The organism is Ruegeria sp. CDSA246 (assembly GCF_059611225.1).
Genome location: NZ_JBXWPD010000001.1, coordinates 10,772 through 24,446 on the forward strand (window position 1 = coordinate 10,772; position 13,675 = coordinate 24,446).

At 55.8% G+C, this 13,675-nt stretch carries 13 protein-coding genes; 2 read left to right on the top strand and 11 right to left on the bottom strand.

Annotation, left to right across the window (positions count from 1 at the left end):
* Window positions 1–128 precede the first annotated feature (128 nt).
* On the top strand, window positions 129–1,160 hold the full coding sequence (locus AC2FI9_RS00050; protein ID WP_496764458.1) for a GlxA family transcriptional regulator: 1,032 nt from the start codon (window positions 129–131) through the stop codon (window positions 1,158–1,160).
* Here the strand turns inward: AC2FI9_RS00050 and AC2FI9_RS00055 are convergent.
* From AC2FI9_RS00055 to AC2FI9_RS00095, 9 genes are all read right to left on the bottom strand, one after another.
* Entirely contained in the window at window positions 1,138–2,070 is a 933-nt protein-coding gene (locus AC2FI9_RS00055; protein ID WP_496764460.1) for a 3-hydroxyacyl-CoA dehydrogenase NAD-binding domain-containing protein, read from the bottom strand. The genes AC2FI9_RS00050 and AC2FI9_RS00055 overlap by 23 nt on opposite strands.
* Complete coding sequence (locus AC2FI9_RS00060; protein ID WP_496764463.1) at window positions 2,070–2,810, bottom strand: SDR family NAD(P)-dependent oxidoreductase; 741 nt, start codon at window positions 2,808–2,810, stop codon at window positions 2,070–2,072. The genes AC2FI9_RS00055 and AC2FI9_RS00060 overlap by 1 nt, the downstream gene beginning before the upstream one ends.
* Entirely contained in the window at window positions 2,810–4,228 is a 1,419-nt protein-coding gene (locus tag AC2FI9_RS00065) for a gamma-aminobutyraldehyde dehydrogenase (RefSeq protein WP_496764465.1), read from the bottom strand. Before AC2FI9_RS00065 ends, AC2FI9_RS00060 begins: the two co-directional genes overlap by 1 nt.
* 10 nt (window positions 4,229–4,238) lie before the next feature.
* Entirely contained in the window at window positions 4,239–5,171 is a 933-nt protein-coding gene (kce, locus tag AC2FI9_RS00070) for a 3,5-dioxohexanoate:acetyl-CoA acetone transferase (protein ID WP_480592599.1), read from the bottom strand.
* Window positions 5,171–5,965, bottom strand: a complete 795-nt coding sequence (locus AC2FI9_RS00075) for an SDR family oxidoreductase (protein ID WP_109312332.1) — start codon at window positions 5,963–5,965, stop codon at window positions 5,171–5,173. The genes kce and AC2FI9_RS00075 overlap by 1 nt, the downstream gene beginning before the upstream one ends.
* A gap of 5 nt (window positions 5,966–5,970) precedes the next feature.
* Complete coding sequence (gene betC, locus AC2FI9_RS00080; RefSeq protein WP_496764475.1) at window positions 5,971–7,497, bottom strand: choline-sulfatase; 1,527 nt, start codon at window positions 7,495–7,497, stop codon at window positions 5,971–5,973.
* A complete protein-coding gene (locus tag AC2FI9_RS00085) occupies window positions 7,494–8,615 on the bottom strand; it encodes an aromatic ring-hydroxylating oxygenase subunit alpha (protein ID WP_496764477.1) in 1,122 nt (373 codons plus the stop codon). Before AC2FI9_RS00085 ends, betC begins: the two co-directional genes overlap by 4 nt.
* A gap of 241 nt (window positions 8,616–8,856) precedes the next feature.
* Entirely contained in the window at window positions 8,857–9,759 is a 903-nt protein-coding gene (locus AC2FI9_RS00090; RefSeq protein WP_496764481.1) for a fatty acid desaturase, read from the bottom strand.
* Window positions 9,760–9,762: 3 nt separating this feature from the next.
* Window positions 9,763–10,182 carry a cupin domain-containing protein gene (locus tag AC2FI9_RS00095; protein ID WP_496764483.1) on the bottom strand — a complete coding sequence of 140 codons (420 nt, stop codon included), beginning with the start codon at window positions 10,180–10,182 and terminating at the stop codon, window positions 9,763–9,765.
* Between the two features lie 85 nt (window positions 10,183–10,267).
* Here AC2FI9_RS00095 and AC2FI9_RS00100 point away from each other — a divergent pair, with 85 nt between their 5' ends.
* Window positions 10,268–11,686: a protein adenylyltransferase SelO gene (locus tag AC2FI9_RS00100; protein WP_496765334.1), complete on the top strand. Its 1,419-nt coding sequence runs from the start codon at window positions 10,268–10,270 to the stop codon at window positions 11,684–11,686.
* Window positions 11,687–11,697: 11 nt separating this feature from the next.
* Here AC2FI9_RS00100 and AC2FI9_RS00105 read toward each other — a convergent pair whose 3' ends face one another.
* Both AC2FI9_RS00105 and AC2FI9_RS00110 read right to left on the bottom strand, forming a co-directional pair.
* Window positions 11,698–12,669, bottom strand: coding sequence for a cation efflux transmembrane domain-containing protein (locus AC2FI9_RS00105; protein WP_496764485.1), 972 nt, complete (start codon window positions 12,667–12,669; stop codon window positions 11,698–11,700).
* Window positions 12,670–12,765: 96 nt separating this feature from the next.
* Entirely contained in the window at window positions 12,766–13,653 is an 888-nt protein-coding gene (locus AC2FI9_RS00110) for a DMT family transporter (protein ID WP_496764487.1), read from the bottom strand.
* Between the last annotated feature and the right edge of the window lie 22 nt (window positions 13,654–13,675).

The window sequence follows — 13,675 nt, forward strand, 5'->3', positions numbered from 1 at the left end:
CTGATTGAGATCTGATCCCCTCGGCCTAGCCTTCGCACTTAGGCAGTGTTTGGCTCAGTACACTGGTGTTTTTTGCGTAATTCCGAAACATAATTGACAATTTTGGACGCTGTTTTACAAAATCGGTCATGACGCAGCCATTAGATCGCAAGCTAGACATAGTTGTTTTGGTGAGTTCGCATTTTAATGTTTCGGCGACAACGTCTTTCGTGGATCCATTCAGAGTAGCAAATTACCTGACAGGTTCGGCTCGATTTTCTTGGACCTATGTCTCAGACCCTGGTGGTCCAATTGAAACCAGCAGCGGCTTGGTCGTTGACACTGCCCCATTGGCGGAGGTGGTGGCGCGCAAGCCTTGGATGGTTCTGGTGAGTACAAGTTGGACACCTGAGCGTCACGGGACACCTCAGTTCAAGGTAGCCCTACAGAAATGGGAATCGAGTGGAGCAATCCTCGGTGGTTTGGATACCGGCGCAATTGTTCTTGCGACGGCTGGACTACTCAAAGGAAAGACCGCAACGGTTCACTATGAACACATCGACGCCTTTGCCGAAACGGCCCATGACACCACCGTGTCGGAGAACATGATTGTTATGGATGGAAAGATTTTCACTTGTTGCGGGGGTTCTGCAGCAACAGATCTGGGATTGCGGTTTATACATTCTGTCGCTGGTGAGAGTATCGCCAATGCATCTGCTCGATACCTTTTTCATCACAATGTGCGCGGAGAAGGCCAATCACAGAACCCCAAAGACGTAGAGCCGCTGGGGTACGTCACCTCTGGAGTGGTAAGGGACGCGATCGATTTGATGGAGGCGCACTTGGAAGCCACTTTGTCGATCCCTGAAATATCAGCGAGGTTGAAGATTTCGCAACGGCAACTTAGCCGATTGTTTCAGCAATATGTCCATAAGTCACCGATCGAGTATTACCGCGACATACGCCTTGATCGCGCGCGCGGATTAGTGACGCAAACTGAGCTTAAGTTCAGCGAGATTGCGGAAGCATCAGGGTTTAATGGACAGGTTCATTTCAGCCGGGCATACCGCAAACGATTTGGATTGACCCCCAGTGCGGATCGCATTGAAGGCCGCACCCCGTTCGAGTTTCGCGCTTGGCCAATGTTCAAGCCTGACATCAAGTCCGAAGGTGTTGGGTAGCTTTTTGCATCGCCGTAAGCATCTTGTCGCGTTGCGCTGATAACTCTTCGGTACTTTGCCCCTGTGTTTGATCCTTTATGCCGTCGACCAGTTTATTGATGACATCCTCATCAAGACGAGGGTCGCCCAGGTCGTCCCACCAGCCATTGAATGTGTCTTTGAAATGGTCACAGAAGGCCTGCAGGCCACCATTGCCTGCACCCAAGTGAAAAAGCGTTGTGGGACCCATCGCGGCCCATCGGAGTCCCGGACCAGCCCACATCGCTTTATCGATGTCTTCGACACTGGCGACACCTTCGACCGCCATATGAACGGCCTCGCGCCAAACTGCGGCTTGCAAACGGTTCGCGACATGCCCTGGCATGCCTTTCTTGATCCGGATCGTGATTTTACCAATGTCTTTGTAGAAAGCTTCTGTGCGGTCCAAAACATCTGAACCGGTGGAATCGTTGACGGTCAATTCGACCAGTGGGATGAGATGCGGTGGGTTAAATGGATGACCTAGGATCAATTTGCTAGGATCGCGCCATCCCTCTTGCAAAGCTTCGAGCGTCAGGCCGGAAGTTGAGCTTGAAACTATTGCGTTAGGGTTCAACTCTGGCTCAATCCCGGCATAGGTCGAATGCTTAATTGGCAGTCTTTCTGGCACGTTCTCCTGAACGAATTGTGCGCCCTGGACAGCCGCCTCGGCGGTTGAAACGAAAGTGATAGCGTCAGGTGTGGCCCTATCTGTGAGATTCAATTCGTCCAATGCCGGCCAGGCTTTTTCGATATAAGAGCGAACGGATGCTTCGGTATTCGGATCGGGGTCAAAGACCGTCACGCTACGGCCCGAGGCGAGAAACAAAGCTGCCCAGCTTGCCCCGATGACACCGGCTCCAAGAATGGCGGTTCTTTCAATTTCTGACATCATAAGAGTCCCGGATTAAGGGGGGAGGCCGCCGTCAGGCCACCGTCCACCGTGAACAACTGGCCGGTTGCAAAAGACGAGTCGTCAGAGGCCAGCCACACAGCCATCGCTGCAATATCGGCAGGTTTGCCAAAGCGTTTGACCGCGTGGCGAGCCAGCGCGTCGGATTTAGCTTTTTCCGGGTCATGAGCGAGGTCGAACGCTGCGTCCAGCATGCCCGTTTCAATCCACCCCGGGCAGATCGCATTGCAGCGCACCGCTGGTCCGTGGTCCACTGCGATAGAGCGTGTCAGCCCATGCACAAACGCCTTTGACGCATTGTAGAGCGCCATCGATGGGTCCGCGGCATTGCCCGAGATCGACCCGATGTTGATGATCGAGCCACCTTGCGACATTTCTGGAATGAAGGCGCGACAACAGTTAAAAACGCCTCGCGCATTTACGCCCATCACTAAGTCCCAATCCGCGTCTGTGCTTTCGGTCACTGTTTTTTCGACCTGAACACCGGCGTTGTTTACAAGGATATCAGTCCCACAGACTGTCCTAGCGATCTCTGCAACCGCGTCGGCTTCGGACACATCCAGCGTGTACCAAATTACGTTTTCCGGCAGATCATCGGGTTGAGGGCCACGCCCGCAGGTAGTGACAGCGGCCCCTTCAGCCACGAACGCCTCAACGATGCCCCGCCCAATGCCCTGCTTGCCGCCTGTGACAAAGGCACATTTTCCAGCCAACCGCATCAGTGTGCCACCATAACGTGACGGACTGCGGTGTAAGCATCCAGCGCATAGACCGACATATCGCTACCCGTACCGGACCCCTTCATAGCGGCCCATGGCATCTCGGGTGTCGCGACCCCATGCGTGTTTACCCACGTAAACCCATAGCGCAGCTTGGATGTCATTTGCATCGCGCGTCCAACATCTCGTGTCCAGACCGATGAGGCCAACCCGTAAGGCCCGTTGTTGGCAATCTTCAACGCCTCTTCTGCGTCAGAAAAACGGGAGACTGTTACAACAGGTCCAAACACCTCGTTGCAAGCTATCTCCGCAGTATTGTCCACGTCAGCGATGACTGTCGGCTGGTAGAAAAAGCCGTCTTCTTCGCCAGACGCCCCACCGGAAACGATTTCAGAGCTGCAGCGTGCGCGATCGACAAAACCAGCCACACGATCCCGCTGTGCCGCAGAGACAAGCGGGCCCATTTCCGTTCCTTCAGCTTTCGGTGCACCAGTCTGGATCTGGCCAACTTGATCGGCAATCGCAGCCACAAGTTTGTCGTAAATACTGTCTGCAACCATCACGCGGCAAGGCTGTGCGCAGTCCTGACCGGCATTGAAGTAGCTGCCATATCGGATCGTCTCGGCCACAGCATCGAGATCAGCATCATCAAAGACAATGACCGGCGCCTTGCCGCCCAATTCCAGATGAACGCGTTTAATTTTCTGGGAAGCAGCCCGCATTGCAGCCATGCCTGTCGCCGGAGAGCCCGTAACACTGATCCCTTCCATCTGCGGGCTGTTCATCAGGGTATTTCCCACGCCGAGCCCGCGACCATGAATCACGTTTAGCACGCCTTTTGGCAGAACATCTTGTAACAATTCTGCAAGTCGCAAAGTAGATAGCGGCGTGATCTCGGAAGGTTTCAACACAATGGAACATCCTGCCGCAATTGGTGCGGCAATCTTCCAGGACGCCATCATCAGCGGATAGTTCCAAGGCGCTATGGCCGCTACGGGACCAATTGGATCACGCCGGATCATCGAGGTATGACCCGCAACATATTCGCCAGCAGCAGATCCCATCATGGTTCGCGCAGCACCAGCGAAAAAGCGAAAGACATCAATCGTCAGCGGCATCTCGTCATCATGAGCGGATGGCCAAGGCTTTCCCACATCCAGGCTTTCAAGTTCTGCCAACTCCTGGCTGTTCGCCTCGATAACATCAGCTATGTGAAGCAACATCGCGGCTCGTTCTGCAGGGGGCGAGGTTGAAAAAGCTTCAAATACCTCTGTCGAGCCGCGCACGGCCGCCTCGATCTGTGCATCGCTGGCCTCTTTTACTTCGCCTATAGTCTCGCCTGTTGCAGGGTTCAGGATGTGCAAGGCTTCTCCGGTACCTTCCACCATTTCACCGTTGATCAACATTTTGGTCTGCATATGCGTCTCCTTAGAACCCAACCTGATCGCCGCCCTTAAGTGCAAGCCGCACGCGCGCCTCAGCTGGGGTCGCGACCGTTAGGCCAAGGTTTTCAATAATTGATCGGATGCGCGTGACCTGCTCCGCGTTAGATCTGGCCAACTCACCTTTGCCGATGAACAGGCTGTCTTCGAGACCCACCCGAAGGTTTCCGCCGCGCAATGCGCTTTGGGTTGCAAAAGGCATTTGGTGACGGCCAGCGGCAAGGACAGACCATTCGTAGTTCTCTGCCCCGAACAGCTTGTCCGCTGTGTTGTGCATGTGGGTTAGATGGTCTGCATCCGCGCCAACTCCACCCAAGATGCCGAACACCATCTGAATGAAAAAAGGCGGTTTGATCAGGCCTTGATCCACGAACCATTTGACGTTGTAGAGATGGCCAAGATCATAGCATTCGAACTCGAACTTGGTGCCATGATCACCACCAAGTTTTTCAATGGCGTAACGAATTGTTTTGAAGGTGTTGGGAAAGATGAAGTCCTCTGTCATCTCCAGGAATGGCTGTTCCCATTCGTGCTGAAACTCGGTGTATTTCTGCAGCATCGGAAAGATGCCAAAGTTCATAGAACCCATGTTGAGAGATGCCATCTCTGGGCTAGTCGAAGTTGCGGCCAGCAGGCGCTCATCCATCGACATACCCAAACCGCCGCCGGTAGAGACATTCATCACCACATCAGTGGACTGTTTGATCACAGGCAGGAACTGCTGAAATAGCTCGGGTCGGGGGTCGGGTTTGCCGGTCTCTGGATGCCGTGCGTGCAAGTGAATGATCGACGCGCCGGCTTGTGCCGCTTCAATACTTGCTGTCGCGATCTCGGCAGGCGTAATCGGCAGATGTGGTGACATCGACGGCGTATGGATGCCTCCTGTGGGTGCGCAGGTGATGATGACGGATTTGGGCATCAGAGCTTCATCTGCTGCACTTGTGCAGACAGCCCCCCGTCCAGAACCCACAACTGGCCAGAGGCATACCGTGCTTCGTCGGAAGCAAGCCAGTTAACCAGGTTTGCAATGTCCTGTGGCGTCCCGTAGGTGCGCGTCGGATGAACATCGCGCACGGCCTGTTGCAGCGTTTCAATATTGCCGCCGGCGCCACCAGATCCATCTCCGTTGAAGAAGCTCTGCAGCATTGGGGTATCGATATAGCCGGGGCAGATGGCGTTTACGCGGATACCTTCGGGGCCATGATCGCAAGCCATTGCGCGGGTCAAAGCGTGTACTGCACCTTTGGTTGCGCAATAGGCCGCAAGGCCCGGATCAGCGATGAACCCATCGTAGGAGCCAAAATTGATGAGGCTTGCGCTATTCCCTGTCTTCGCCGCTTCGCGCATCAATGGGATGGCGTATTTCGAGGTCAGGAACGTGCCTGTAGAATTCACGGCAAAGCTTTGGTTCCATTCCTCCAGCGTGGTCTCTTCAACGGTTTTTTCGATCTCGATCCCGGCCGCGTTTACTAGGATGTCCAACTTTCCGTGTGTGGCGCGCACATGATCCATCGCCGCAACCGAGTCTGCCTCTTGAGTCACATCCAGCTTAACAAAATGACTGCCATCTTCGTCGTGCTGGTCTAACGATCCTTCCGGTGTGAGGTCTGCGGCAAATACTGTTGCCCCTTCTTTTAGGAACCGCGCGACAATTGCACGCCCGATGCCACCGCGCGCGCCGGTCACAAGGGCAATTTTTCCGTTCAGCATCATTGGCTTCAATCCTTCAAAGGCGGATAGCGGTAGCGACTAGCGGCCACCGTCCAATCCAAGTTGTTGCGGACATACTGCTGACTTGCATCAGATGGTGGGTTGTAATCCCATGACTCGCTGGCACCTGCTTCCATCGCGGCATGTAACGCGCGGCGTGATCTCTGCGTGGCGATAATCTTTTTTCGCATTTCACTACCGTCCCACCGTTCCGCGACTTCGGCTGCAAAGCGGGCTGCCGGGTCAGCATAGTCAGGGTCTGTGGCAACATTTTTTGTTTCCAGCGGGTCGGCGTTTAGATCGTAGAGCTGCGGCGGATCGCTGTCGCAATAAATGTATTTTAAAGGGCCGCGCCGGATCATGATTACGGGATAGCCCGTCATCTCGGCACAATACTCACCGATGGCTTCATCAACTGGGTCGTATTCGCCACGGGCCAAAGGCATTAGACTGCGGCCGTCGATCGGTTCTCCGATCATTGTCTCGTTACCGCCGCCAATATCGATAAAGGTCGGCAGCAAATCGACCAGCGACACTGCATTCTGCGTTGTCCCCACTGCAACGCCCGGCCCGGCCATGACCAGTGGAACGCGCGCAGAGTGTTCAAAGAAATTCATTTTATACCACAGCCCACGTTCTCCCAGCATGTCGCCGTGATCCGCAGTTACAAACACTATGGTATTGTCCAACTCGCCCGTCTCTTCGAGGGTCTGAATCAGCTCCCCGATCTTGCTGTCGAAGTAGCTGACATTGGCCAGATAAGCATGACGCGCGCGACGGATTTCTTCGTCGCTGAGCGGCACATATGATGCTTCGATCCCATCCATCAATCGACGCGAGAACGGGTCCTGATCCTCTGTCGCGGGTGTAAAGGACGGCATGTCGATCTCATCGTCCAAATAGAGATTCCACCATTCGGGCCTCGCAACGTAAGGATCATGCGGGTGAATGAAGCTTACCACCATCGCAAAGGGCGCATCGTTCCCACGTGCTTTGTCTCGGGCAACATCGAAGAGCCAGCGATTGGCGGCAAAGCCAACTTCATTGTCATAGTCGATCTGGAAGGTCGCATGGGCCAAACCGCTTTCCTTGACGGTTTGCATGTTATGATACCACTTATCGATCCGCTCATCAGGCGCTTCCCAATCCGGGGTCCATGCGAAATCTGCGGGGTAGATATCGGTTGTTACCCTGTCTTCGAACCCATGCATCTGATCTGGGCCAACGAAATGCATCTTGCCTGAAAGACAGGTCCGGTAGCCTAGCGATTTAAGGTAATGCGCAAATGTTGGCACCGAGGCTCTGAACTCGGATGCATTGTCGTAAGCTGCAATGCGGCTGATGTGCTGGCCCGACATAAAGGCAAACCGTGAAGGTGCACAGAGTGGAGAATTGCAGTAAGCCGCATCAAAGCGCATGCCGCGTGCGGCTAACGCATCAAGGTGGGGTGTCTTGGCAACCTTGTGCCCGTATGCCCCAGTGAAGTGTGGTGCCAATTGGTCCGCCATGATCACAAGGATGTTTGGCCGTGTCACGCAGCACCTTTTGCGTAAGCATCCAGGACTAGGCCATGGAAGTGATGTACGGCGTGCTCGGACTTGCCGGAACCATCCGGGTCATTGACGATCCGACCTTGGGTGAACGCAGGTGTGTTCATCCCGCGCTGCACACTTTCGACAAGGCTGATATCTTCGACCTGAAGAACTTCATCCAGATAACGAATTGCGTCCAACTCCATCGCGTCGGGTTCCGGCGTCTCAAGGAAGAAGTCGTAAGTTTCAAGCGTCCGATCTGGCCCAACGGGGATGATGTTCAACACGATCATGCTTGATCGCCCCGGATACCGCATCAGGCAGGTCGTCGGATAGAGCCACCAAACCGCATGGGTTTTCACGGTGGCATTCGACACGTCATATGCGGAATTCGGACTTGTGCCCGCGTCAGCCATATGGCTGGAGTAAATGCCGTAGGTCGTAACCTTGTAGGTATCCATATCCACGAGGTCACAAAAATCTTTGTGCGCTGTAGGACAGTGATAGCACTCTAGGAAGTTGTCCACGACGTTCTTCCAGTTGGATTTGATGTCATAGGTCAGACGATGGCCAAAAGTGAGTTGATCCACATCCGGTGCCCAATGGCGCACTTCGGTTTCCAAGTTGCCGGATTGTTCTGACAAAGAAGCTGCCATCGGATCCAAATTGACGAAAACAAAGCCGCAAAATTCCTCGACCTGCACTGCATCGAGACAAATCTCGTCTTTCCTGAAATCTTCGAGGTTTTCGGTATGTGGTGCGCGGGCCAATTGCCCGTCAAGTTTATAGACCCAAGCATGATAGGGGCACATGATCCGCGTTGTATTGCCTTCGCCCGACAGCAATTCATGCGCACGGTGTTTGCAGACATTATAAAAGGCACGAAGCTTACCCTCTTTGTCACGCACAACGGCAATGGGTTGGCCGGCAATATCCACTGTTACATAAGATCCCGGCTCACGTGTTTTCTCAACATGACATACCCATTGCCAAGTTTTGGAGAGGATGGCGCAAAGGTCTGCGTCAAACCACTTGCGCTCGGTGTAGGCAGCAGCCTGCAATGAGCTGGAGCGCGATGGATCAGCATGATAGCCAAAGAAAATTGTATCTGTATCAGTCATGATTGCGTCTCCGATGTTAGGTTAAATCTATTTCAAATTGGATTCGGAGCTATGTTTAATCAGCCGCCAGTTTGATTATTTTCGCCAAGTATTCGGCATTTGGGGACACCGTAGTAATCCATCAAGCATTGCATTTAGTTGATAAGCGAATGCTGGGTCCTTGCCTGCACCTGTTCAGCGGTCATTCGTGCACATTGCAGCAATCGGCAAAATGGGCTCAAAGCAGCCAATTCGTAACCAACTAGCTGAATGATTGCCGCTTAACACTGCGTACATAATCAATCGTAAACTCCGAGTATCCGTCCGAAGTCGATCTCAGATGTTCCCGTGTCCAATGATGCAACGCGGGCAACTGATGGAACGGCACATTCGGAAATGCGTGGTGCTCTGCGTGGAAGGGCATATTCCAGGCCACAAAACGCACGATCCGGTTGGTGAACGTGGTGCGCGAGTTCTCGAGCATGTTGGCGACTGGCGGACACAGGCCGTGTTCCGCCAGTAGATAGAGGCGCAGGAATGGCTGCCCCAGCAGAACCGGTAAAATCCAAAGCCAGAAGAGCAGCGGCGACAGGAGCAGGCTTAGGGCTGCGGCCGCGTAGAGTATCAACAGCAGACGTGCCTCAGCCCGCATGGCGGTGTGTTGGCGCGCAGGTAGGTACGGGGCGTCGATGCGACCAAAGGCGTTTTGGAACAGGACAAGTGCCATGCCTTTCCAGTAAGGCCAGCCAGACAGGTAGGTCAGCAGGCTCAGCCGGTCCTGCGGTCGTGGCTTACCGCCAAGCTCGGGGTCTTTCTTAGGGTGGTTCGTCCATTTGTGGTGCGCAAGGTGAAAATACCGAAACCACGTAAAGGGCAGGGCGATCGGGACTGAAACAAGATGCCCCACAGCGTCGTTCAGCCAGCCGGTCTTGAATGGGGTCTTATGGGTGCATTCATGGCTGAGCGTGAACAGAAACACCATCAAGACACCCTGTGGTAGGATCAGAAGCGGCCAGAGAGGGACCTGCCAGGCGATACCCGCGCTAGTGAGGGACAGTAACACCAGATACCCCAGCAGATGCCGCAGACCTGCTGCGTCCGAGCGCCGTTGTAGCTGATCTTTGGCCTCGGGTGGCAGCGACGCTATGAGGGCGCGGTGATCCATGCATCATCCGCGCGCGATGTCGAACCCTGGCTCGGCCAGTTCGAACCCGTCAAACTGGAACCCGGGTGAAACAGTGCAACTGACCAAAGTATAGTCTCCGGTGGTGCGCGCCGCCTGCCAGTGGTTTTCGGGCACGATCAGTTGCGGTGCGCCTTGTGACAGGTCGGGGCCCAGGATGTGATCGGTGGCTGGACCGTCATCCGTAGCGCTCAGCGATAGGATCAGCGGAGCGCCAGCGTGGTAGAGCCAGATTTCGGTCGCGTCCACGCGGTGCCAGTGGCTGCTTTCACCAGCGGCCAGCAGGAAATAGATGCAGGTGCCGGTGGCGCGGCCCGCGTTATCCGCGCGCCAGGTTTCGCGAAACCAGCCACCCTCGGGGTGTTGTTCCAGTTTCAGGTGGTCGATGATCTCTTGCGCGGTCATGGGGCCTCTTGTCTTTTGCGATGATTATGCACGGGAAGGTGCGATCCGCTATGGTATTCGTGTCCGCAAGGAATATGTTTGCCGCATGACCCTGACGATCCCGTTTGACAACAGCTACGCTCGCCTTCCCAACAGCTTTTATGCGCGGCAGGCACCTATACCTGTGCGTGCCCCACGCCTGATCGCATTCAACTCGGAATTGGCGATGGTATTGAAGGTCACACCGGGGGAGGTAGAGGAGATGGCTGAAGCCTTCGCTGGCAACACGCTGCCCGAAGGCGCAGAGCCGATTGCGCAGCTTTATTCGGGACATCAGTTCGGCAACTATAATCCGCAGCTTGGGGACGGCCGCGCCGTACTGCTGGGCGAAACGATCGGGGCAGATGGTCTTCGTCGGGATATTCAGCTCAAAGGGTCAGGACCGACACCGTTCAGCCGTCAGGGGGATGGCCGCGCATGGTTGGGGCCTGTGCTGCGAGAATACGTGGTGTCCGAGGCAATGCATGCGCTTGGCATCCCGACGACCCGCGCGCTGGCGGCGGTTGAGACTGGAGAGATTGTGCTGCGCGAGGGGCCGATGCCCGGTGCGGTTCTGACCCGTGTGGCGAAAAGTCATCTGCGGGTCGGGACATTTCAGGTTTTCGCCGCGCGTGGCCAACTGGACAGCCTGCGCCGCCTGACGGAATACGCAATAGACCGCCACTATCCTGACGCGGATGGCCCGATGGGCCTGCTGCGCGCGGTGGTGGAGGCGCAATCGCGGCTGATCGCGGCATGGATGAGTGTTGGCTTTATCCATGGGGTGATGAACACCGACAATTGCTCAATCGCGGGCGAGACCATCGACTATGGACCTTGCGCCTTTATGGACAGCTATCATCCGAACACGGTCTACAGCTCGATTGACCGGATGGGGCGCTATGCTTTTTCCAACCAGCCCGACATTGCCGTTTGGAACGTGGCACAACTGGCGACGGCACTGATTCAGCAGATGGAAGACAAGGACGCTGCCGTTGAAGAGGCGACCGAGATCGTACACGCCATGCCTGCGCAACTGCAGGAGCACTGGTTGAAGCGGTTCCGCGCCAAGATCGGTTTGGTGACCGAGGAAGAGGGCGATCTGGAGCTGATCTCGGACCTGCTGACACGCATGGCGCAGAATCAGGCGGATTTTACCAACACCTTCCGTGCGCTGGGCGATGATGGCGCACGTGATCAGTTCACCGATCCCACGGCGTACGACACCTGGTCCGAAGGGTGGAACGCGCGTCTGGGGCGTGAGCAGGACCCATCCGCCGTAGTGTCCGCCGCAAACCCGGCGTTCATTCCGCGCAATCACCGTGTTGAGCAGATGATCCAGTCTGCCGTTCAGGGCGACTATGCGCCGTTCCAAAGGCTGAACACTGTGTTGGCGCGGCCTTATGAGGAACAGCCTAATGCGGATGATCTGAAGCGTCCGCCGACCGACAGCGAAGTGGTGCACGCCACGTTCTGTGGAACCTGAGGTTCGACCGCTCAGGCCTCATCACGACAGGGATTGATCTCATCCGGCCAGCGCCGCGCATATTGCGAGATCATCAGGTAGACATCCGCCCCGTCGATTGCCTTGCGCGCATCGCGGACCATGCGCAGGTTAAGCGTGTCGACCTCGTCGGCGGTGATCGCGCGCAGAGGGTTGTAATAGACGGTGATCAAAATGGTCCGACCTTGCTTGGTTACGGACATATCCCGCAATGCGCCACCGTCCTCTGCGATTGCCGGGCGCAAGGCACGACGCGCAGCAGCAAGAAGTTCGGGGCTTGCGGTGGCGTTTGCCAGCTCACCCAACCCACCACGGAAGTCGCGTAGGTATGATCCGATGGCCAGAACGCACAGGAACAATACGATGATTGAGTCGCCGACGGGTGCGATCGCCGATAGGGCCCCATCCCGGAACAAGTAGATTGCTCCAAGGCCAATTGCTGCGGCGGCCGTGAACAGACCATCGAACAGCGCTGCCTTGGATTCCAGCCGTAGGATTGCACTGGCCTTCCCGGTCTGCCGCCAAGTGAAATAGTGAAACGCCCATAACAGCACGCAGGTAAGGCCGATGGCAGCGAAGTAGATGAACATCGGCCCAAATATCAGCGGTTCAGGCATCATGCCGTTGTAGTAGCTGTAGATGTTTTTAGTCGCGTTCGAGATGGCGAACAGCACCAGTCCTAACAGAGACAGAGAGCGGAAGGTGGAAAAGATCGCCTCATCCGCTGCATAGCCAAAGGGGCGGCGTTTGTCGGGGCCTGCATCAATCTTCAGGCTAATACGGCGACCAAGGAATGCCGATCCAAAGCCGACCAGCGAATACAGGCCGTCCATCATGATCGCGTTGGAGTTCGACAGGATCCCGGCCAGTATACCCGCCGCGCCCATGAAAAGGTTGCCGCCCATGGCAATGATGAGCGCGCGCCCCTCAAGCTGTTTTCTACGTTCCGCGTTTGGCGTCGACATCTGGTAACGTCCTGATAGGGCAACAAACTCGGCAACAGATAAACACTCGAAAGGGATAGGCCAACAGTAGCTTTGAAGGTCAAAGCGGTTCGTTGCCTAGTCCCGTATGATTTCTAGCACTGCGGCACTGACAATCAGGATGGCGCCTAAAAGCTCGCGCAACCCGAACGGCTCGCCCGAGAACGCGGCGGCCGAGGCCAGGCCAACGACCACCTCGCTCATAAGCAGGATGCCAACGCGGGCAGGGGACAGTTTGGTTGCGGGCCAGATTGTCATGAACACCATGGGCAAGGTGTAGAAGGCCGACAGCAGTACGAACTGAAGGGTCCAAAGAAGATCCGCCTGCACAATTGTCGGCAACACAGGTTCGGGCAGGACCGTGAGGCTGACCAGAGAAAGGATCAGCGCGCCTGCGACAAAGGCAAAGACCTGACCCGAGGCTGAGATCGTGCTGGTTCGGTACAGCCCCAACGTACCCAGCGCCCAGCACATGCCAGAGGCCAACGCCATCCAGTCGCCGCTGTTTTGGGGTAGCGGAACACCGCCTGAGTCGCCTAACACGACGAACAGGCCACCGACTCCGCAAGTAAGACCTGCAAGCCGCCCCAGACTCAGGCGTTCGCCCAGGAACACGCGGCCCAGAATCGTGCCCCAGATCGGTGTGAGGTAGAACAAAAGGATCGACCGCACCACATCCGTATAGACAAGGCTGATGGAATAAAGACTGAAGGCCGCGCCGGTGAACATTCCGCTGAACACCAGATCGCGCCATTGCAGGGCCAGCGTCCCTCTCTCTTTCCAGATGAAGGGAACCAGCCCCAGCAGCGCAACGCTATACATCGCAATACCCGGCCAGGGCCCGGTCAGGCCCAGGTCAAAGAGTAACCGAACGGGGATCCAATAGAGACCCCACATCATGCCACCGATCACCAGAACGATGCTTGCCCAGGTGCGGTTGTTCGAGAGTGTGTTGCTGGAAACCACTTCAGGCCTCAATTGGACGCGT